This is a genomic window from Modestobacter marinus (genome assembly GCF_011758655.1).
Taxonomy (GTDB): domain Bacteria; phylum Actinomycetota; class Actinomycetes; order Mycobacteriales; family Geodermatophilaceae; genus Modestobacter; species Modestobacter marinus.
Genome location: NZ_JAAMPA010000002.1, coordinates 407908 through 428105, shown reverse-complemented (window position 1 = coordinate 428105; position 20198 = coordinate 407908). Strand labels below are relative to the sequence as shown.

Below are 20198 nucleotides of genomic sequence, written 5' to 3'. Positions count from 1 at the left end.
CGTCAAGGGGCCGCCGGCCGGGATCCGGACGCCGGGGTCGGGCGCCGAGGGTGCCCGGGCGACCGGCCGGTCGGCGGGGGCACCATGGAGGTCGGGCACTAGCCTGACCTGCGGTGGACGGCGAGGTGGAGCTGCGATGACGACGGCGGGCGACCGGGCGGCCGACGTCCCGGCCGACGGTCCGGCGAACCGTCGGCGGGTGGTGCCGCGGAACCGGGACGAACTGGGTGACCGGGTGCTCACCCTGCCCAACCTGCTGTCCGTCGTCCGGCTGCTGGGCGTGCCGCTGTTCCTGTGGCTGCTGCTGGGCCCGCACGCCGACGGCTGGGCCATCGTCGTCCTCGCCGTCTCCGGCGCCACCGACTGGCTGGACGGGAAGCTCGCCCGCGCGCTGGGACAGGCCAGCCGGCTCGGCGCACTGCTGGACCCGGCCGCCGACCGCCTCTACATCGTCGCGACGCTGATCGCCTTCGTCATCCGCGACGTCGTGCCGCTGTGGGTGGTCGTCGTGCTGCTGGTGCGGGAGGCCGTGCTGGCGGTGACCCTGCTGGTGCTGCGGCGCGCGGGCTGGCCGCCGCTGCAGGTGCACTACCTCGGGAAGGCCGCGACCTTCCTGCTGCTCTACGCCTTCCCCCTCCTCCTCCTGGCCGACGGTGCGGGCCCGGTGGCCGGGCTGGTCCAGCCGGTCGCGTACGCGCTCACCGTCTGGGGGGCGGCGCTGTACCTGCTCGCGGGCGTCTTCTACGTCGTCCAGGCCGCCCAGCTGCTGTCCGGGCGCAGCCCGGCCGGGGTGGAGGCGTGAGCGCGCCGGCACCTGGGCGGCCGCGCTCGCTGGGCGCCTCGCTGCTGGACCAGGTGCTGGCCGACACCCTGGACCCGGCCTACGCCCAGGTCGCCGCGGCCCGCGCGGCCGAGGCCGCCCGGCAGGCGGACGGGGCGACGGCGGACCCCGGCCCGGCCCCCCGCCCCTCCTGGCTGCAGCGCAACCGGGGGCAGCTGCTCGTCGCCGCGGCACTGCTGCTGGCCGGGCTGCTGGCCGCGGTGACCTACCGGCAGGCGGCGGCCGGCGCGCAGGGCCGCGAGGCGGCCCGTGAGGCGCTGCGGGAGGACATCGTCCAGGAGTCCGCGGTCGGCGACGACCTCGCCGCCCAGCTGCAGCAGCTCACCGCAGAGGTCGCGCAGACCCGGCAGCAGGCGCTGGACACCAGCGTGGTCGGGCAGCGCGCGCTGAGCGAGCTCGCGGAGGCCCAGCAGGGCGCCGCCGCCGTGGCGGTCTCCGGGCCCGGGCTCCTGGTGACGGTCGGCAACGCCCCGCCGGCGGCGGACAGCGACCCGGTCGGCGGGTCCGACCAGATCGCCCTGGCCGGCCGGGTCCAGGACGGCGACCTGCAGCTGGCGGTGAACGCGCTGTGGGCCTCCGGAGCCGAGGCGGTCAGCATCAACGGCCAGCGGGTGGGCCCGACCACCGCCATCCGCCAGGCCGGCGACGCCATCCTGGTCGACTTCCGGCCGGTGATGGACCCCTACGAGATCTCCGCGGTCGGCGAGCCCGACGACCTGGCGCGCGCTTTCCTGGCCACCCCCGAGGCCAACGAACTGGCCACGCTGACCAAGGACTTCGGGATCGTCTTCGACTTCGCCCGGTCCGACGACCTCGAGCTGCCGGCCGGCAGCAGCGCGGAGCTGGTGTTCGCCGAACCGCTCGTCGCAGCCGAGGAACAGGGCGAGGCGCTCGCGCCCGCCACCCCCGACCCGCCCACCGACGGAGGCTGACGCGTGATCCCGATCCTCGGACTCGCAGTCGGCGTGGTGCTGGGGCTGCTGCTCGACCCCAGCGTCCCGCTCTGGCTGCAGCCCTACCTGCCGATCGCGGTGGTGGCGGCCCTGGACGCCGTCTTCGGTGGGGTGCGGGCGCGCTTCGACCGGATCTTCGACGCGAAGGTCTTCGTCGTCTCCTTCGTCTCCAACGTCGTCGTCGCGGCGCTGATCGTCTTCCTCGGTGACCAGCTCGGGGTCGGTGCGCAGCTGTCGACCGCCGTGGTCGTCGTGCTCGGCATCCGCATCTTCGGCAACGCCGCAGCGATCCGCCGGCACCTGTTCCGCGCATGACCGAGGAGCCGACCCCCGGTCGTCGGTCCGACGCCGAGCCGCGCGAGCCCGCGCCCCACGAGCCCGCCGCGCCGGAGGCAGCCCCTCCTGAGGCCGGCGCCCCGGCGACGGGCTCGTCCGCGGCGGACACGTCGGGGGCAGGCGCCGACGGTGCCGACGGTGTGGGGGAGCAGGAGGCGGCCGCGCCGCCGGACGGCGCCGGGAGCGAGCCGCCGGACGGCGCCGGGACCGAGCCGCCGGACGACGCCGGGACCGAGCCACCGGACGGCGCCGGGAGCGAGCCGGCCACCGGACGACGGCGTCGCGATCCGCTGGCCGCCGTCCTCATCGGCGTGCTCACCCTGCTGCTGGGCTTCGCCTTCGCCGTGCAGGTGCGCAGCACCGACACCGACGCGCAGCTGGCCGGCCTGCGCGAGGAGGACCTCGTGCGGATCCTCGACGACCTCTCCGCCCGGGAGGACCGGCTGCGTCAGGAGATCAGCGACCAGCGGGCGGCGCTGGCCCAGCTGGGCAGCTCCGACAGCGCCGCGGCCGCCGCGCTCGCCGAGGCCGAGCAGCGGGCGGAGGCGCTCGGGATCCTCAACGGCACCGTCGCCGCCCACGGCCCCGGGCTCGAGGTGGTCATCAGCGACCCCGCCGACCGGGTCACCGCCGGCGTGGTGCTCAACGCCATCCAGGAGCTGCGCGGCGCCGGTGCGGAGACGATGCAGATCGACGGCGTCCGGATCGGCGTGAGCAGTGCCATCACCGGGGACCCGGGCGCCCTGGAGATCGACGGCGAACCGGTGGAGGCGCCGTACACGATCCGGGTCATCGGCTCGCCCGAGGACATGGCCACCGCGCTCAGCATCCCGGGCGGGGTCTCCGCGATGGTCAACCAGCGCCGCGGCAGCGTCGACATCCGCCCCTCCCAGGACGTCGTCGTGGACGCGTTGCGGCCACTGGACACGCCTCAATACGCTGAGCCGGCCGACGGGGACTGAAGAAGGACCCCCGTGCCCCCCACACCTCGCTCACGCTCGGCCCGGGGCCCTGCACGGGGGCCGAGAGAACTGTTCCGCGACCCCTGGGAGATGCCGCATGACCACCCCCGATGACCGCCGTTACACCGACCAGCACGAGTGGGCGCTGGTCCAGGGCACCGAGGGTGCCGCGACGGTGGTCCGGGTCGGGATCACCGACCACGCCCAGGACGCGCTGGGGGACATCGTGTTCGTCCAGCTGCCCGAGGTGGGTGCGGAGGTGGCCCCCGGCAACCCGATCGGCGAGGTGGAGTCGACCAAGTCCGTCTCCGACGTCTACTCGCCGGTGGCCGGCGTGGTGTCGGCGGTGAACGAGGCCCTGGCCGACGCGCCGGAGACGGTCAACAGCGACCCCTACGGTGCCGGCTGGCTGGTCGAGGTCCAGGTGACCGGGCAGGACGGCGACCCCACCGCGGCCCTGCTGGACGCCGCGGCGTACCAGGCGGTCGTCCAGTCGTCCTGACCCGGACCCGACCGGGCCGGCCCGGTCGCCGGGTCCCGGCGCCGGCCACCCCACCGTCCTGTCGGGGTGGTCGGCGATCACTATCATCACTGCGACGGTCGGGCCGTGAGCTCCACGACGGCGTCCGACCCTCACCCTGTACGTGCGGTTGACCCTCGGGTCGGCCGCTGGTTCCATGACCCCCGGCCCGACCGTGAACCTGCGGCGGCCGACCTACGACGGGCCGACCGGTCCGTCGTCCGCCGGCCGACCGCGGCCCGTACCACCAGGCCCGCGGCGGTGCCGCCTGCACCGGAGGAGACCGACGTGCTCTGCACTCGATGTGGCCACCAGAACCCAGAGGGCAGCCGCTTCTGCGCGCAGTGCGGGGCGGCGCTGAGCCCCGAGCGGGTCGGTGAGTCGACCAGCATCATCCCCAAGGTCGGCGGGGAGGACTCCGGCGAGCAGGCCGAGGTCTCCGAGTCGACCGCGGACGCGCACGCCGGCGCCGTCGAGTCGCTGCCGGCCGGGTCCGCGCTGCTGGTGGTGAAGCGTGGCCCCAACGCGGGCAGCCGCTTCCTGCTCGACCAGGAGGTCACCACCGCCGGCCGGCACCCGGACAGCGACATCTTCCTCGACGACGTGACGGTCAGCCGCCGGCACGTGGAGTTCCACCGCGAGGGCGGCGGCTTCACCGTCCACGACGTGGGCAGCCTCAACGGCACCTACGTCAACCGCGAGCCGGTCGACGTGGCCTCCCTCGCCGGCGGCGACGAGGTCCAGATCGGCAAGTTCCGCCTGGTCTACCTGACCGGGCCGCGGACGGGCGAGCCGGCCGGCGCATGACCGCCCCGTCGTGCACCGAGCAGCGGGCCGAGAGCGGACGCCGGTCATGACGGCGGTGCCCCAGCCCAGCCCCAGCGCTGACCGGGACACCGCCGCCGCCCGGGGCGCCGCTGACGACGACGCCCTGGACACACCGGACACCCGTCCCCGGTTCACCATCGGCGAGGTGCTGTCGGCCCTGCGCGGCGACTTCCCGGACGTGACGATCAGCAAGATCCGCTACCTCGAGTCCGAGGAGCTGGTCCACCCGCAGCGCACCCCGTCGGGCTACCGGAAGTTCTCCGTCGCCGACGTCGGCCGGCTGCGGTACGTGCTGGCCGCCCAGCGGGACCAGTACCTGCCGTTGCGGGTCATCAAGGAGCACCTGGACGCCCTCGACCGGGGCGAGCCGGTCTCCGGCAGCGGGTCCGCCGGCGGGGTGGCGGGGCAGCCGGTCGGGACGGCGCCCCTGCCCGGTCCCGAGTTCGCCGCGGCCGCCGGTCTGTCGGCGGACCAGCTGGCCGACTGCGTCCAGTTCGGGCTGCTCAGCGCCGACTCCCAGGGGCGTCATCGCGTCGCCGACCTGCCCGTGGGCCGAGCGGTCGCCGGCCTCGCCCGGCACGGGATCGAACCGCGGCACCTGCGGGTGTACCGGACGGCGGTGGAGCGGGAGGCCGCCCTGCTGGAGCAGCTGGTGGCCCCGGTGCTGCTGGCCCGCTCCGAGGAGGCCCGGAGCCGGGCCGGGGAGCAGCTCCAGGAGCTGGCCACGCTGTCCTCGCAGCTGCACAGCGGGCTGCTGGAGTCACGCCTGCGCGAGGTCCTCGGCGGCTGATCACTGGCGTACCGTTGCGGGGGTGCGGGCACCCCCGGTGCCCCGGGGCGGCTGCCACGCGGCGGATCGTCCGGGACCGGTGGGGTGACCACGGGGAAGCAAGCGGAGGGGAGGCAGGCGTGCAGGAGCTCAGAGTCGTCGGCGTCCGGGTGGAGCTGCCCGGCAACCAGCCCATCCTGCTGCTCAAGGAGACCCAGGGGGAGCGGTACCTGCCGATCTGGATCGGTGCGACCGAGGCCGCGGCGATCGCCTTCGAGCAGCAGGGCGTCCGGCCGGCCCGGCCGATGACCCACGACCTGCTGCGCGAGGTCGTGACGGCCCTGGGTGCGACGCTCGAGGCGGTGCACATCACCGAGATGCGGGACGGCATCTACCTCGCCGAGCTCCTGTTCGGTGACGAGCGCACGGTGAGCGCGCGCCCGTCCGACGCGGTCGCCCTCGCCGTCCGCACCGGCGCTCCCATCTACGGTGCCGAGGCCCTGCTCGACGAGGTCGGGATCGAGATCCCCGACGAGCAGGAAGACGAGGTCGAGAAGTTCCGCGAGTTCCTGGACAACATCAGCCCCGAGGACTTCGGCGCCGGCTCGGGCTCCGCCGGCAGCTGAACCGCCAGCCCCCGCGTCCCTGGGGCCACCCGCAGGGGTGAGGGAGGCGACACGCCGCCTCCCTCGGTTGACCCTGTCCCGGCCCCGGCCTACGGTCAGCCAATCACGTGCGTCGAGGCCCCTGGGTCGCGCCCGTGACCGTCCCCGGCGACAGCACGGGGGACGGCCCAGGTGCTGGGTGCCGAGTCGAGGAGGCGCTGGAGTGAGCGGGCCCGCGATCGACGGCACGAACCCGGCAGCGCCGCGACCGCGGCGGACGAGCGCCAGCGAGGAGTGCCCGTGAGCGACCAGGCCGACGGTTCGCAGGGTCAGCTGTTCAGCGACGCGGCGGTGGGGGTCCCCTCCTACGACGAGGTCGACACCGACGTCGTCGGCTACCGCGGCCCGACGGCCTGCGCCGCCGCCGGCATCACCTACCGGCAGCTGGACTACTGGGCGCGCACCGGGCTGGTCGCGCCGTCCGTGCGGACCGCCACCGGGTCGGGCACCCAGCGGCTCTACTCCTTCCGCGACATCCTCGTGCTCAAGGTCGTGAAGCGGCTGCTGGACACCGGCGTGTCCCTGCAGAACATCCGCAAGGCCGTCGACCACCTGCGCACCCGCGGGGTCAAGGACCTCGCCAACATCACGCTGCTCTCCGACGGCGCCACGGTGTACGAGTGCACCTCCGCCGAGGAGGTCGTCGACCTGCTCGCCGGCGGGCAGGGCGTCTTCGGCATCGCGGTCTCCGGCGCCCTCCGGGAGCTCTCCGGCGAGCTCGCCGAACTGCCGGCCGAGCGGCTGGACGGGGGCGGCTCCGTCGCCGACGACGAGCTGTCCGCCCGCCGCCGCCGTCGCGCCGCCTCCGCCTGACCCTCCACCACCGCCGGACCTTCCGCCCCACCGTCGGGCCCGCGCGAGCACGGAGCCGTCGTCTGGACGGTGATCAGGTCACCTGATCACCGTCTGGCCCACCGCACCAACGCTGGTGAGGGAGGACAGTCGTTGATCAGGTCACCTGATCAACGGCTGAGTCCCGGACGGCGCTGGTACCGTCCCAGCAGTGGCCGACCGGACTCCTGGTTCTGATCCCGCACCCCTGACCGGGTCGCTCCCCGCGCTCTCCGCGCTGTCGACGGGCGGGTCGTTCGCGGCCCGGCACATCGGCCCCCGCCCGGCGGACACCGCCGCGATGCTGGCCGTCCTCGGCCACGACTCGCTCGCCTCGCTGGCCGACGCCTGCGTGCCCGAGGGGGTGCGCGACCGCACCCCGCTGGACCTCCCGGCGGCCGCCGACGAGGCGACCGTGCTGGCCCAGCTGCGGGAGCGGGCCGCGGCCAACGAGGTCTTCACCTCGATGATCGGGCTGGGCTACAGCGACACGATCACCCCGGCGGTGATCCAGCGGAACATCCTGGAGAACCCCGCCTGGTACACCGCCTACACGCCCTACCAGCCGGAGATCAGCCAGGGTCGCCTGGAGGCGCTGATCAACTTCCAGACGATGGTCGCCGACCTCACCGGGCTGCCGGTCGCTGGGGCCTCGATGCTGGACGAGGCCACCGCCGCGGCGGAGGCGATGACGCTGGTGCGCCGGGCCGGGCGGGCCAAGGCCGACGCCGTCTTCGTCGTCGACGCCGACACGCTGCCGCAGACCCTGGCCGTGCTGCGCACCCGCGCCGAGCCGCTGGGCATCGGCCTGCACGTCGCCGACCTCTCCGCCGGCTGGCCCACCGACCTCCCCGAGGCGGGCGCCTTCGGCGTGCTGCTGGCCTACCCGGGCGCCAGCGGGGCGGTCCGCGACCACCGCCGGCTGACCGAGGCCGCGCACACGGCCGGTGCCGCCGTCGTCGTCGCCGCCGACCTGCTCGCGCTGACCCTGCTGGAGGCGCCGGGGGAGTGGGGCGCCGACGTCGCCTGCGGCACGACCCAGCGCTTCGGCGTCCCGATGGGGTACGGCGGCCCGCACGCGGGCTACCTGTCGGTGCGCGAGGGGCTGGCTCGCCAGCTCCCCGGCCGGCTGGTGGGCGTCTCGGTCGACGCCGACGGCGACGTCGCCTACCGGCTGGCGCTGCAGACCCGGGAGCAGCACATCCGCCGGGAGAAGGCCACCAGCAACATCTGCACCGCCCAGGTGCTGCTCGCCGTCATGGCCGGTGCCTACGCCGTCTACCACGGGCCGGAGGGGCTGACCGCGATCGCCGCCCGGGTGCACCGCACCGCCCAGGTGCTGGCCGGCTGGCTGCGCGCCGGTGGCCTCCCCGTGGTGCACGAGCACTTCTTCGACACCGTGGTCGTCTCGGTGCCCGGCCGGGCCGCCGAGGTGGTGGCCGCCGCGGCCGCCCGCCGGGTGAACCTGCGCCGGGTCGACGAGGACGCCGTCGCGATCGCCTGCGACGAGACGACGACGCCCGCCGTCCTGCGGCTGGTCGCCGAGGCCTTCGGCGTGACCCCGGACGACGCTGCGTTGGATGACGCCGGGGCCGACGCGCTCCCGGCCGGGCTGCGCCGGTCCACCGCCTTCCTCACGCACCCGGTCTTCTCCGAGCACCGCTCGGAGACGGCGATGCTGCGCTACCTGCGCCGGCTGTCGGACAAGGACCTGGCACTGGACCGCACGATGATCCCGCTGGGCTCGTGCACGATGAAGCTCAACGCCGCCACCGAGATGGCCGCGATCACCTGGCCGGAGTTCGCCGGCCTGCACCCGTTCGCCCCGGTCGAGCAGACCCGCGGCTACGCCCAGCTGATCGGCGAGCTCTGCGACGGGCTGGCCGAGATCACCGGGTATGCCGCGGTGAGCGTGCAGCCCAACGCCGGCTCGCAGGGCGAGTTCGCCGGCCTGATGGCCATCCGCGCCTACCACCACAGCCGGGGCGACGTGCACCGCGACGTCTGCCTCATCCCGTCCTCGGCGCACGGCACGAACGCGGCCAGCGCCGTCATGGCCGGGATGCGGGTGGTCGTGGTCGCCTGCGACGAGGCCGGCAACGTCGACCTCGCCGACCTGCGGACCAAGGTCGACACGCACGCCGAGCGGCTCGCCGCGATCATGATCACCTACCCCTCGACCCACGGGGTCTTCGAGGTGGAGGTGCAGGAGATCTGCGCGGCGGTGCACGACGCCGGCGGTCAGGTCTACGTGGACGGCGCGAACCTCAACGCGCTGGTCGGGCTGGCCAAGCCGGGCCGGTTCGGCTCCGACGTCAGCCACCTCAACCTGCACAAGACCTTCTGCATCCCGCACGGTGGCGGTGGGCCCGGCGTCGGGCCGATCGGCGTCCGGGAGCACCTGGTGCCCTTCCTGCCCGGCCACCCGCTGGTGGAGACCGGCGGGACGGGTGCGCCGGTGTCCGGTGCGCCGTGGGGGTCGGCGGGCATCCTGCCGATCTCCTGGGCCTACCTGCGGCTGATGGGCCCCGACGGGCTGCTCCAGGCCACCGAGCAGGCGATCCTGGCGGCCAACTACGTCGCCGAGCGGCTGCGCCCGCACTACCCGGTGCTCTACACCGGTGCGACGGGCCTGGTGGCGCACGAGTGCATCCTGGACATCCGGCCGCTCACCAAGGCCACCGGCGTGACCAACGACGACATCGCCAAGCGGCTGATCGACCTGGGGTTCCACGCGCCGACGATGAGCTTCCCGGTGGCCGGCACGCTGATGGTCGAGCCGACCGAGAGCGAGGACAGGGCCGAGCTGGACCGGTTCGTCGAGGCGATGGTGCACATCCGCGGCGAGATCGAGAAGGTCGCCACCGGCGAGTACGACCGCGACGACAACCCTCTGCGCAACGCCCCGCACACGCTGAAGATGCTGGCGGGGGAGTGGGACCGGCCCTATCCGCGTGAGGCGGCCGTGTACCCCGTCCCCGGGCTGGTCGGGCGCGGCTACCTGGCGCCGGTGCGGCGCATCGACGGTGCCTACGGCGATCGCAACCTGGTCTGCTCCTGCCCGTCGCCGGAGGCGTTCGAGGAGCCTGCCGTGCCGCACCCGCCGGTCGCGACCGAGCCGAGCCGCGCCCAGGGCGCACCCGACGACCTGGGGACGACGAAGGACGTGGTGGGCGCGCAGTCCTGACACGCCGGGCAGGGGTCGACGGCGCAGGCCGGGAGGTGCACCCTCGGTCCATGGGGACCCTGGTGCGTCGTTCGTCGGTCGGTGTGCTAGCGCTCGTCGGCACCGCCGTGCTGAGCTCCTGCGCGGGCCAGCCGGGCGCGGCCGGTCCGACCGCGGTGAGCGAGGCGGCCGCCACGGACGGCGCCGAGCCGGCCGTGGACGAGGCCGCAGCGGAGGAGCTGGCCGCAGCACTGCTGCCGGAGTCCGCGTTCGGGGCCGACGCCACCGTCCACCAGCTGCCGTCGGAGTGGATGGGCCCCTGGGCGGGACCGTGGTCGTGGGGTGACCACGACAGCTGGGCCGGGCACCGCGGGTGGGGCGGCCACCACGGGTGGGGTGGCCACTGGTGGGCCGACGACGACGCGACCGAGGACGACGGCACCGAGGACGACGGCACGGCGACGGAGCCGGCGGTCGAGCCGGCCGCGTGCGCCGACGCACTGGCCGCCCTGCCGGCGCTCGAAGACGAGGAGATGCCGGCGGTCGCGGCCCAGGTGGCCGCCACCGATCAGCTGCGCACGTTCCAGGTGGTCGCCGAGGGCCCGGCCGTGGAAGGCGTGCAGCTGCCGGTGGACGAGCTCGTCGCGGCCTGCGCCGATGCCTCGGTCGACGCGCCGTGGGGCATGGGGATGAGCTTCGACGTGTCGGCGCTGGACGTGCCCGAGCGCGGTGACTCCGCGGCCGGGCTGGCGGTCACGATGACGCACCCGGCCGGCACCGTCCCGATGCTGGTCGGCGTCGTCACCGACGGCCCGCGCGCCGTGATGCTGTCCCAGACCGGCGACGACGGCGCCGCGCTGGACCAGGCGGCCTTCGCCGACCTGCTGACCCAGGCCGCCGACGCAGCCGGCCTCGGCTGAGGGAGCCACTCGACCCGTCGGTCCGGGAGCCAGCCGACCCGCCGGTCAGGAGCTGGCGACGACCGCCTGTGCCGCGGTGTCCAGCGCCGTCCGGGCGCGGTCCCAGCTCGTGCTGCTCGGGAAGTCGCCGAGCAGCACCGCCACCCGGCCGTCGGCCAGGACCCCGACCGAGTGCAGCTGGCGCCGGGAGTCCACGCAGCACATCCAGCCCTGCTTGGCAGCGACCGGCTCCGCTGTCCCGGCGCTGGGGGACAGAAACCCGAAGTCCTGGGCGAAGCCGTCCGCGGCACGGTCGGTGGCCCCCTGGAGCCAGGAGGTCATCGCGGCCAGCTGCTCCGGGTCCAGCTGTGCCGGCAGGCCGGTGAGGAAGGTCGCCTGGTCCCGGGCGGTCGTGACCACCTCGCCCCACTGGCCGCGCTCGCTGGGGAGCCGGGTGCCGGTCAGCCCGAACTGGGCGGCGGCGGTGGTCACCAGCTCCGCCCCGCCCCAGCGGTCCCACAGCAGGCTCATGGCGCGGTCGTCGGAGACGGTGAGCGCCCGCCGCATCCGGTCTGTGTCGTCCCCGGTCAGGCTGATCGCCCCGGCGGCGTCCCGGGCGAGCAGTTGCTGGACGACGAGCAGCTTGACCAGCGACGCCGTATACCGGGGTTCGTCGGCGTCCGGGGTCACGACCAGGTCGGCTCCGGCGCCGTCCAGCACGACGGCCGCGATCGTGCCGCCGGCGAGCGACGCGGCGGCGTCCAGGGTGGCCAGCACCGCGGGACTGTCGACGGCGGGAGGAGGTGCCGAGGAGTCGGCAGCGGCTGCGTCGGTGCGGTCCGCGGTGGGGTCCGCCGGCGGCTCGCTCGACGTGGTCTGCGGTGCGGCCCTCGCGAGGTCCTCCGTCGGGTCGCCGGCCGTGTTGGGGGAGGCAGGGTCCGTGTCGGGGGAGGCAGGGTCCGTGCCGGGGGGCGTGCGGGGCGTCCCCATCGCGCCGGGGGCCGCCGGGTCCGTCTCCGAGGGTGTTTCGATCGCGTCGGGGGAGGGCGGGTCCGCATCAGGCGGCGGTCGAGTCCGATCGGGGGGCGGCCGCGTCGGGGGCGCCTCCGTGGTCATGGTGGGCGCGGTGGTGCTGGACGCCGCGGTGTCCGCCGCGGAGGCGAGGCCGGCGTCGTCCCCCGTCGAGCAGCCGACGGTGACCGCCACCGCGGCCACCAGCCCGGGCAGGCCGCAACGGAGCACACGGCTGGGCGTGCGGCGGGCCTGGGCCATGGGATCGAGGGTGCACCACTCAGCTGTGCATCACATGTCGGTCGTGTAGCCGGGACGTCAACGACCCAGCGGGCCCCGGGTCAGCCGCCGGCGCTGGCCAGGGACCAGGGGCGGGTCAGCACGACCGCACCGTCCGGGAGCAGCTCGCCGTCGTCGTCGAACACGACCACGCCGTTGCACAGCAGCGTCCAGCCCTGCTCGGGACGCCGGCTGACCGGGACCGCCAGCACACGGTCGTCCGCGGCGGCCGGGGGACAGGTCGAGGGGTGCGAGCACATCGGGGTCCACTCCAGGGGGAGGTCGAGAGGGCGCGGCCGCGACGCTGCGCGGGAGCCGAGTGTGCGCCGCGTCGCTCACGCCCGACCGGGGCGCGACCTCACCAGGTCGGTCGGCCTGCTCGGCACTTCCTGACAGCGCGGTGGGTCAGAGCTTGCGCAGCAGCACCCGTCGCACGGAGTGGTCGGCGGCCTTCTGCAGCACCAGCCGGGCGCGGGACCGGGTGGGGGCGATGTTGAGCCGCAGGTTCGGCTCGTTGACCGCGTCCCAGATGCCGCGGGCCGTCGTCGTGGCCTGCTCGTCGGTGAGGTCGGCGAAACGGTGGAAGTACGCGCCGGAGTCCTGGAAGGCGGTGCGGCGCAGGGCGAGGAAGCGCTCCACGTACCACTGGGAGATGTCGTGCTCGGTGGCGTCGACGTAGACGGAGAAGTCGAAGAAGTCGGAGAGGAAGACCTCGGGCACCCGGCCGTCGTTGCGTGCACCGGCCTGCAGCACGTTGAGCCCCTCGAGCACCAGCACGTCGGGGGAGTCGACGACCTGGCGCTCGTCGGGCAGCACGTCGTAGGACTGGTGGGAGTACAGCGGCGCGCTGACCGCCGGCTTGCCGGACTTCACGTCGGCCAGGAAGCGCAGCAGCGCCCGCCGGTCGTAGCTCTCCGGGAAGCCCTTGCGGCCGAGCAGGCCGCGGGACTCCAGGACGGCGTTGGGCAGCAGGAAGCCGTCGGTGGTGACGAGGTCGACCCGCGGGGTGTCCGGGGCGGCGGCCAGCAGCGCCTGCAGCAGCCGGGCGGTGGTGCTCTTGCCGACGGCGACGCTGCCGGCCACGGCGATCACGAACGGCACCTTCTCGGTGCGCGCACCGAGGAACTGGGTCTGCGCGGCCCACAGCCGGCGGCTGGCGGTGACGTGCAGGTGCAGCAGCCGGGCCAGCGGCAGGTAGACGGTGGAGACCTCGTCGAGGTCGATCCGGTCGCCGAGGGTGGCCAGCTGCCGGACGTCGGCGTCGTCCAGCGGGAGCTCACCACCTGCGGCCAGCGCCCGCCACGACTGCCGGTCGAACGCGGTGAAGGGGGAGACCTGCGCACGCGTTCCGGCCGTCACGGCGCCCATGGTGCCGTCTGCCTGCCGGGCGCCCCCCGACCGGGTGGGTCCAGGACGGCTGCCGGCCCGTCCTGCTCCGGCGGCCGGATAGGGTCCGGGGCGTGTCGTCGCCCGGGCTGCTCGACCGGATCGAGCGCTACTTCGCCCTCGCCGCCCTGGCGGACGCCCGGGTGCACTCGGTCGGTGCGCTGCAGGTGCCGATCGGCCCGCAGGAGTGGCCGTACCCGGCCAGACCGCTCCCCGGCTCCGAGGGGGAGATCACGGTGGACGACGTCCGGGCCGCGATCGCCCTGCAGGAGGGGGCCGGCCTGCCGGCGGCGCTGGAGTGGCTCGGCGACCGCTGCCGCGGCCTGGCCACCGTGGCGCGGGCGGCGGGGCTGGTGGTGGACGAGCTGCCGCTGCTGGTCGCCGACGACCCGGTCGAGGTGCTCCTGCCCAGCGAGGTGCGGCTCTACCTGGTGGGCGCCGACGACCCCCGCCTGGGCCTGTACCAGCGGCTGGCGGCGCTGGCGTTCGCCTCGCCCGGCGGCGCGGGGCAGGACGGCGCGGGGGAGGACGCGTCCCAGGACACCCCGGAGGTGGCCCGGGACGACCCCGGTCCCGCGGCGGTGCCGCCGACCGAGGTGCTGCGCGACCGGGTCGCCTCGGGCGCGACCGTGATGATGGTGGCCGTCGAGGACGGCGAGCCGGTCGCCATCGGTTCCCACCAGCCGGTGGAGGTCGACGGCACCGAGATCAGCGAGGTCGTCGGCGTCGCGACCCTGCCCCGCTTCCGTGGTCGCGGCCTGGGGGCCGGGCTGACCTCGGCCCTCGTCGAGCACGCCCGGCAGACGGCCGACCTGGTCTTCCTCTCCGCCGGCGACGACGACGTCGCCCGGGTCTACGAGCGGGCGGGCTTCGCCCGGGTGGCCACCAGCTGCGTCGCGGAGCGACCGTCCAGCTGAGGCGCGGGGCGGGTCGGGACCGAGGACGCCGGGCGATCCCCGGCCGAGGCACGGACCGGCCGAGGCACGGACCGGCCGGGTCAGTGACCTGGCCGGCGCATGAAACCGTCGTCCGGCTGGGCAGAAACGTCGTCCGGCTGGGCGGAGCCGTCGTCCGGCTGGGCGGAGCCGTCGTCCGGCTGGGCAGAAACGTCGTCCGGCTGGGCGGAGCCGTCGTCCGGCTGGGCGGAGCCGTCGTCCGGCTGGGCGGAGCCGTCGTCCGGCTGGGCGGAGCCGTCGTCCGGCTGGGGCGGCCGGGGGACCACCGCCCCGGCCGGACGACGGGTCACTCCACCTCGAAGGTGGCGACCAGGGTGGCCCGGGCGAGGGTGTGGCTGAACAGGTTGAACCCCAGGTAGGCCGGGGTCGCCTCGGCCGGTACGCCCAGGTCGTCGGTGTCGAGGGCGTGGACCACGACGAAGTACCGGTGCCGACCGTGCCCGGCCGGCGGGGCGGCCCCGACGTAGCCGGCGAACCCCGCGTCGTTGCGCAGCTGCACCGCGCCGTCGGGCAGCCCGCCGTCCGCGGCCCCGCTGGGCAGCTCGGTCACCGAGGCCGGGAGGCCGGCGACCGCCCAGTGCCAGAAGCCGCTGGCGGTGGGGGCGTCCGGGTCGTAGACGGTGACCGCGAAGCCGCGGGTCTCGGCCGGGAACCCGGACCAGCTCAGCTGCGGTGACCGGTCCTCACCCCCGGGCACGCCCATCTTCCCGCTGACGTGCGGCTGGGGCATCGGCTCGCCGTCGGTCAGGTCGGCGCTGGTGACCTGGAAGGCGGGCACGGGGGGCAGGAACTCGTAGGGGTCGGGCGGGGTCGGTCGACCGGCCATGCCGGGTCCTCCTCGGGTCGTCGGGCTCGCCGGCGGTCCCGCCGGCGAGCAGGGGCGCGGTGCCCGCCGCCGACCCTAAGCAGCTCCGCCCACCGCCGCCGGGCGGACCCGGCGACCCACACAGTTGACCGTTATCCCCAACACCGGCGCCGATCCCGCCGGTGGGGACCGAGCCGGCGCGCCCTCCGGGCGCGGATCCACAACGGCAGGAACTCCGCCCGGGAGGTCGGGTCGAACGTCTCGCCGTAGCGTGTCGGGCGTGCTGGGACTCCCTGACGACATCCGGGCCTGCCTGTTCGACCTCGACGGGGTCCTGACGCAGACGGCCAAGGTCCACCAGGCCGCCTGGAAACGGACCTTCGACGAGTTCCTGCGCAACCGCGACCCGGGGGCCGCGGAGTTCAGCGCCGAGGACTACAACCAGTACGTCGACGGGAAGCCGCGCAAGGACGGCGTCCGGGACTTCCTCACCAGCCGGGGGATCACCCTGCCCGAGGGCAGCGACACGGACCTCGCCGACGCGCTCACCGTGGCCGGCGTCGCGACCCGGAAGAACCAGCTGATCCTGGCCGAGCTCGACGAGCACGGCGTGCAGGTCTACGACGGATCGATGCGGTACCTGCGGGCGGTCCGGGACGCCGGGCTGGCCACCGCCGTCGTCACCGCATCGGCCAACGGCGAGCACGTGGTCGCGGTCGCCGGGTTCGCCGACCTCATCGACACCCGGGTCGACGGGGTGGTCGCCGCCGCCGAGGGGCTGCGCGGCAAGCCGGAACCGGACACCTTCCTGGCCGCTGCCCGGGCCCTCGGCGTGGAGCCGGCGCAGGCCGCGGTGTTCGAGGACGCCCTGTCCGGGGTCGCCGCCGGCCGGGCCGGTGCGTTCGGCTACGTGGTGGGGGTCGACCGAGTGGGCCAGGCCGACGGGCTGCGCGAGCGCGGCGCGGACGTCGTCGTCACCGACCTGGACCAGCTGCTGGGGGAGACCCCGTGACGGAGGGGCGCGCGCACTTCCTGGTCGAGCCCTGGTCGCTGACCGAGGTCGGGGTCGACCTGGCCTCCCTGGCGGTCAACGAGTCGGTGTTCGCCCTGGCCAACGGGCACATCGGCATGCGCGGCACGCTCGACGAGGGGGAGCCGGTCGTCGTCCCCGGCACCTACCTCAACGGCTTCTTCGAGGAGCGGCCGATGCCCTATGCCGAGGCCGGCTACGGGTTCCCGGAGCAGGGCCAGACCGTGGTCAACGTGACCGATGGCAAGCTGATCCGGCTGCTGGTCGGGGACACCCCGCTGGACCTGCAGTACGGCGACGTCATCGACCACCGCCGGACCCTGGACCTCCGCAACGGCCTGCTGCGCCGCACCACCGAGTGGCGCGGGCCCAGCGGGCGCCAGGTCCGGGTCACCAGCACCCGGCTGGTCTCGCTGACCCGGCGGTCGATCGCCGCCGTCGAGTACACCGTCGAGTGCACCGACGACCAGGGCGACCTCTACATCGCGCTGCAGTCGGACCTGCTGGCCAACGAGTTCATGACCACCACGCAGTCCGGCGACCCCCGGGCCGCCGCGGCGATGACCCGGCCGCTGCAGTCGGAGCTGCACGTGGGCCGTGGCCGGCACGCCGTCCTGGTGCACCAGACCGCCCGCAGCCGGCTGCGGATGGCCGCCGGGATGGACCACGAGGTCGACACCCCGGACTCGGCCACGGAGGAACTCGAGGTCTCCCCGGACCTCGCCCGCTACACGCTGGCCGCCCGGCTGCCGGCCGGCTCGAAGCTGCGGCTGGTCAAGTACCTGGCCTACGGCTGGTCCAGCCGCCGCTCGTCGGCCGCGGTCCGGGACCAGGTGGAGGGGGCGCTGGCCACGGCGAAGCTCGCCGGCTGGAACCGCCTGGTGCGGGAGCAGCGGGAGCTGCTGGACCGGCACTGGGACGAGGCCGACGTCGAGGTCGAGGGCGACGACGAGCTCCAGCAGGCGGTGCGCGTGGGCATGTTCCACGTCCTGCAGGCGGGCCTGCGCGCCGAGCGGCAGCCGATCCCGGCCAAGGGGCTGACCGGTGACGGCTACGACGGCCACACCTTCTGGGACACCGAGACCTACGTGCTGCCGGTGCTCACCTACACCGCGCCTGGCGCGGTGCGCGACGCGCTGCTGTGGCGGCACTCGACCCTGGACCTGGCCCGCGAGCGGGCCCGCGTGCTCGGCCACACCGGCGCGGCCTTCCCGTGGCGGACCATCCGCGGGGAGGAGACGTCGGGCTACTGGCCGGCCGGGACGGCGGCGTTCCACATCAACGCCGACATCGCCGACGCCGTCGCCCGCTACACCGCGGCCACCCTGGACGAGGAGTTTGACCGCGACCACGGCACCGAGCTGCTGGTCGAGACGGCCCGGCTGTGGGCCTCCCTCGGGCACTTCGACGACGGCCGGGGCTTCCGGATCGACGGCGTCACCGGGCCCGACGAGTACACCGCCGTCGTGGACAACAACGTCTACACGAACCTGATGGCGCAGCGGAACCTGCGCGAGGCGGTCGCGGCCGCCCGCCGCCAGCCCGACACCGCGGCCCGGCTGCAGGTGGGCGAGGACGAGCTGGAGCTGTGGGCCCGCGCCGCGGACGCCATGCGGGTGCCGTTCAACGCCGACCTCGGGGTGCACGAGCAGTCCGAGGGGTTCACCCACCACGAGGAGTGGGACTACGAGGCCACCCGGCCCGACCAGTACCCGCTGCTGCTGCACTTCCCCTACTTCGACATCTACCGCAAGCAGGTCGTGAAGCAGGCCGACCTGGTGATGGCCCTGCACCTGCGGGGGGACGCCTTCACGCTCGAGGAGAAGATCGCCGACTTCGCCTACTACGAGGCGCGGACGGTCCGGGACTCCTCCCTGTCGGCTGCGGTGCAGGCGGTGATGGCCGCCGAGACCGGGCACCTGGACCTGGCGCACGACTACTGGGGTGAGGCGGCGCTCACCGACCTGCAGAACCTGCACGGCAACAGCGGGCACGGGCTGCACATCGCCTCGCTGGCCGGGGGCTGGACCGTGGCGGTCGCCGGGTTCGGCGGGATGCGGGACCACGGCGGCCGCCTGACCTTCGCGCCGCGGCTGCCCAGCCGGATCCGCCGGCTGCGCTTCCGGGTGGTCTTCCAGGGCAACTGCCTGTCGGTCACGGTGACCCCGGAGAAGGCCAGCTACCGGCTGGTCTACGGCGACGGACCGCTGGAGACCGCGCACCACGGGGAGCCGATCGTGGTGACCGCCGAGACGGTGGAGCGGGAGATCCCGCCGGCCCCGGACGTCGAACCGGTGCGCCAGCCGCCGCACGCCGCGCCCCGCCGCCGCAACCGCCCGACCTCGGACTGAGGAAGGGCCCCCTCGCCGCCCGGCGAGGGGGCCCGACCGTCCTCCTCACCCCTCGCACACTCGGGCCGGGCCTCGGGACGGGGCCTGGCCCTCGCCTCTCAGGCCTCGCGCGCTCGGCCCGGGCCCCGGCGAGGGGGCCGTCACGCCACCAGCCACGCGTCCCGGTGGGGCGGGTCAGAGGAGGGCGGCGTCGCGGAGCAGCCACCAGCCGCCGAGCAGCAGGGCGCCGCCGTCGACGAGCAGGAACACCGCGACCCACGCGATCCCCGGCACCCCGGTGAGCCGGGCCAGCTGGTCGGCGTCGGAGTCCCGCGCCGTGCCCGAGCGGCGCTTGGCCTGCAGCTCCAGGACGGTCTTCGGTGCCGCGAGCAGCAGGAACCAGGTGACGCCGGAGGCGAAGGCCGCCTGTCCCACCGCGGGCAGCCACCAGGTGGCGGCGAAGACCAGGGCGCCGGTGACGAACACCGACCACAGGCCGTACCAGTTGCGGATCTGCACCAGCAGCAGGGCCAGCAGCAGCAACAGCGCCCACAGCAGGCCGATGGCGTACCCGGCCGCCAGCAGCGCCGCCGCCCCCAGCCCGAACAGGCCCGGACCGGTGTAGCCGGCGGCTGCGGTGAGCACCATGCCCGGGCCGCGGGGCCGGCCGGCCGAGACGGTGACCCCGGAGGTGTCCGAGTGCAGCCGGATGCCGGCCAGCCGGCGCCCGGTGACCAGCGCGGCCAGGCCGTGCGCCCCCTCGTGCGCGATCGTCACCGAGTGCCGGGCCCGCCGCCACAGGGTGGGGGAGAGGACGACGGCGGCGGCGAGCGCCGCGGTCAGGACGAGCAGCCAGCCCGGCAGCGGGGGAGAGGTCGCGGAGACCTGTGCCCAGAGGGAGCTGAGAACGTCCACCGGGGCATCGTCGCCAGCGGACCTGTGCGCGGGGTCAGCGCCACGCCGCGGGGGCCCGGTGACCGACCCGACATCCCGGCGTCATCCGCGGCAGGGATCCTGGGGCCATGGAGCGCACTGTCCCGGTGCCGGCGCCCGCGGAGACCCCGCAGCTGCCGGTGACCGTCTCCTTCACCCGGCGGGCCGACCCGGCCCACGCGGTGGAGATGACCGCCTGGATCCGGGCGGGACTGACGATGGCCGAGGCCTTCCCCGGGTTCCTCGGCGGTGGCTGGGTCCGCCCACGCCACGGTGCGGAGGAGTGGCACATGCTGTGCCGCTTCGACTCACCGGCCACGCTGACGGCGTGGGAGGCCAGCCCGGAGCGCCGCTGGTGGCTGGGCTCGGCGCAGGGGCTGGCCGAGGTCACCCGCACCGAACGGCGGACCGGCATCGAGGGCTGGTTCGACGTGCCGGCCGACGCGTCGACGGAGCTGCCCGTGGCCGCCGCCCCGCCGCGGTGGAAGCAGGCGGTCACCATCTGGCTGGTCTTCTTCCCGCTCAACCTGCTGGCCACGGTGACCCTGGGCGCCCTGCTGGCCGAGGCGCACGTCGTCGTCCGGGTGGCGGCGATGACGCTGACCCTCACCCCGGTGATGACCTACCTGCTGCTGCCCTGGGTGACCCGGCGGCTGGGGTGGTGGCTCCAGGGCCGGCGCTGGCGCGACCGCTGACCG

21 protein-coding genes are annotated in these 20198 nt (G+C 75.0%); 15 read left to right on the top strand and 6 right to left on the bottom strand.

What is annotated here, in order from left to right:
* Positions 1–136: 136 nt before the first annotated feature.
* From clsA to FB380_RS17980, 11 genes are all read left to right on the top strand, one after another.
* Positions 137–802, top strand: coding sequence for a cardiolipin synthase ClsA (gene clsA / locus FB380_RS18030; protein WP_166756717.1), 666 nt, complete (start codon positions 137–139; stop codon positions 800–802).
* Positions 799–1773 carry a DUF881 domain-containing protein gene (locus FB380_RS18025; protein ID WP_166756716.1) on the top strand — a complete coding sequence of 325 codons (975 nt, stop codon included), beginning with the start codon at positions 799–801 and terminating at the stop codon, positions 1771–1773. The genes clsA and FB380_RS18025 overlap by 4 nt, the downstream gene beginning before the upstream one ends.
* Before the next feature lie 3 nt (positions 1774–1776).
* A complete protein-coding gene (locus FB380_RS18020) occupies positions 1777–2109 on the top strand; it encodes a small basic family protein (protein ID WP_036332584.1) in 333 nt (110 codons plus the stop codon).
* Between the two features lie 161 nt (positions 2110–2270).
* Positions 2271–3092, top strand: coding sequence for a DUF881 domain-containing protein (locus tag FB380_RS18015; RefSeq protein WP_229682219.1), 822 nt, complete (start codon positions 2271–2273; stop codon positions 3090–3092).
* A 97-nt stretch (positions 3093–3189) separates the two neighbouring features.
* Positions 3190–3594, top strand: coding sequence for a glycine cleavage system protein GcvH (gcvH, locus tag FB380_RS18010; RefSeq protein WP_166756714.1), 405 nt, complete (start codon positions 3190–3192; stop codon positions 3592–3594).
* Between the two features lie 279 nt (positions 3595–3873).
* Positions 3874–4419 carry an oxoglutarate dehydrogenase inhibitor Odhl gene (odhI, locus tag FB380_RS18005; RefSeq protein ID WP_208383675.1) on the top strand — a complete coding sequence of 182 codons (546 nt, stop codon included), beginning with the start codon at positions 3874–3876 and terminating at the stop codon, positions 4417–4419.
* A gap of 46 nt (positions 4420–4465) precedes the next feature.
* Positions 4466–5230 carry a transcriptional regulator FtsR gene (gene ftsR / locus FB380_RS18000; protein WP_166756713.1) on the top strand — a complete coding sequence of 255 codons (765 nt, stop codon included), beginning with the start codon at positions 4466–4468 and terminating at the stop codon, positions 5228–5230.
* A 119-nt stretch (positions 5231–5349) separates the two neighbouring features.
* Positions 5350–5835: a bifunctional nuclease family protein gene (locus FB380_RS17995; RefSeq protein ID WP_166756712.1), complete on the top strand. Its 486-nt coding sequence runs from the start codon at positions 5350–5352 to the stop codon at positions 5833–5835.
* A 279-nt stretch (positions 5836–6114) separates the two neighbouring features.
* The gene (locus tag FB380_RS17990) at positions 6115–6687 is read left to right on the top strand and encodes a MerR family transcriptional regulator (RefSeq protein WP_166756711.1); all 573 of its coding nucleotides are present in this window, start codon (positions 6115–6117) and stop codon (positions 6685–6687) included.
* Between the two features lie 190 nt (positions 6688–6877).
* Complete coding sequence (gene gcvP / locus FB380_RS17985) at positions 6878–9892, top strand: aminomethyl-transferring glycine dehydrogenase (RefSeq protein WP_229682220.1); 3015 nt, start codon at positions 6878–6880, stop codon at positions 9890–9892.
* A 50-nt stretch (positions 9893–9942) separates the two neighbouring features.
* Entirely contained in the window at positions 9943–10791 is an 849-nt protein-coding gene (locus FB380_RS17980) for a hypothetical protein (RefSeq protein WP_166756710.1), read from the top strand.
* Between the two features lie 45 nt (positions 10792–10836).
* On the opposite strand, the gene FB380_RS17975 is transcribed toward FB380_RS17980, so the two are convergent.
* From FB380_RS17975 to coaA, 3 genes are all read right to left on the bottom strand, one after another.
* Complete coding sequence (locus tag FB380_RS17975) at positions 10837–11547, bottom strand: serine hydrolase (RefSeq protein WP_166756709.1); 711 nt, start codon at positions 11545–11547, stop codon at positions 10837–10839.
* A gap of 575 nt (positions 11548–12122) precedes the next feature.
* Positions 12123–12320, bottom strand: coding sequence for a DUF5999 family protein (locus tag FB380_RS17970; protein WP_166756708.1), 198 nt, complete (start codon positions 12318–12320; stop codon positions 12123–12125).
* Positions 12321–12465: 145 nt separating this feature from the next.
* Positions 12466–13428: a type I pantothenate kinase gene (coaA, locus tag FB380_RS17965; RefSeq protein ID WP_166756707.1), complete on the bottom strand. Its 963-nt coding sequence runs from the start codon at positions 13426–13428 to the stop codon at positions 12466–12468.
* Positions 13429–13520: 92 nt separating this feature from the next.
* Here coaA and FB380_RS17960 point away from each other — a divergent pair, with 92 nt between their 5' ends.
* Complete coding sequence (locus tag FB380_RS17960) at positions 13521–14363, top strand: GNAT family N-acetyltransferase (RefSeq protein ID WP_166756706.1); 843 nt, start codon at positions 13521–13523, stop codon at positions 14361–14363.
* Positions 14364–14443: 80 nt separating this feature from the next.
* Here FB380_RS17960 and FB380_RS17955 read toward each other — a convergent pair whose 3' ends face one another.
* The gene (locus tag FB380_RS17955) at positions 14444–14692 is read right to left on the bottom strand and encodes a hypothetical protein (protein ID WP_166756705.1); all 249 of its coding nucleotides are present in this window, start codon (positions 14690–14692) and stop codon (positions 14444–14446) included.
* Positions 14689–15228, bottom strand: a complete 540-nt coding sequence (locus tag FB380_RS17950) for a YbhB/YbcL family Raf kinase inhibitor-like protein (RefSeq protein WP_166756704.1) — start codon at positions 15226–15228, stop codon at positions 14689–14691. The genes FB380_RS17955 and FB380_RS17950 overlap by 4 nt, the downstream gene beginning before the upstream one ends.
* 259 nt (positions 15229–15487) lie before the next feature.
* Here FB380_RS17950 and FB380_RS17945 point away from each other — a divergent pair, with 259 nt between their 5' ends.
* Both FB380_RS17945 and FB380_RS17940 read left to right on the top strand, forming a co-directional pair.
* A complete protein-coding gene (locus tag FB380_RS17945; protein ID WP_166756703.1) occupies positions 15488–16219 on the top strand; it encodes an HAD family hydrolase in 732 nt (243 codons plus the stop codon).
* Positions 16216–18588, top strand: a complete 2373-nt coding sequence (locus FB380_RS17940; protein WP_166756702.1) for a glycoside hydrolase family 65 protein — start codon at positions 16216–16218, stop codon at positions 18586–18588. Before FB380_RS17945 ends, FB380_RS17940 begins: the two co-directional genes overlap by 4 nt.
* Positions 18589–18762: 174 nt before the next feature.
* On the opposite strand, the gene FB380_RS17935 is transcribed toward FB380_RS17940, so the two are convergent.
* Positions 18763–19482 carry a M50 family metallopeptidase gene (locus FB380_RS17935; protein WP_166756701.1) on the bottom strand — a complete coding sequence of 240 codons (720 nt, stop codon included), beginning with the start codon at positions 19480–19482 and terminating at the stop codon, positions 18763–18765.
* Positions 19483–19589: 107 nt separating this feature from the next.
* Between FB380_RS17935 and FB380_RS17930 the strand changes: the two genes are divergently transcribed.
* Positions 19590–20195 (top strand): antibiotic biosynthesis monooxygenase, encoded by a 606-nt coding sequence (locus FB380_RS17930; RefSeq protein ID WP_166756700.1) that lies wholly within the window; start codon positions 19590–19592, stop codon positions 20193–20195.
* Positions 20196–20198: the final 3 nt, after the last annotated feature.

Excerpts from the sequence above, each read along its gene's own strand:
- clsA (WP_166756717.1), top strand. The coding sequence starts at position 137 with ATGACGACGGCGGGCGACCGGGCGGCCGACGTCCCGGCCGACGGTCCG.
- gcvH (WP_166756714.1), top strand. The coding sequence starts at position 3,190 with ATGACCACCCCCGATGACCGCCGTTACACCGACCAGCACGAGTGGGCG.
- ftsR (WP_166756713.1), top strand. The coding sequence starts at position 4,466 with ATGACGGCGGTGCCCCAGCCCAGCCCCAGCGCTGACCGGGACACCGCC.
- FB380_RS17980 (WP_166756710.1), top strand. The coding sequence starts at position 9,943 with ATGGGGACCCTGGTGCGTCGTTCGTCGGTCGGTGTGCTAGCGCTCGTC.
- FB380_RS17970 (WP_166756708.1), bottom strand. The coding sequence starts at position 12,320 with ATGTGCTCGCACCCCTCGACCTGTCCCCCGGCCGCCGCGGACGACCGT.
- coaA (WP_166756707.1), bottom strand. The coding sequence starts at position 13,428 with ATGGGCGCCGTGACGGCCGGAACGCGTGCGCAGGTCTCCCCCTTCACC.
- FB380_RS17950 (WP_166756704.1), bottom strand. The coding sequence starts at position 15,228 with ATGGCCGGTCGACCGACCCCGCCCGACCCCTACGAGTTCCTGCCCCCC.
- FB380_RS17930 (WP_166756700.1), top strand. The coding sequence starts at position 19,590 with ATGGAGCGCACTGTCCCGGTGCCGGCGCCCGCGGAGACCCCGCAGCTG.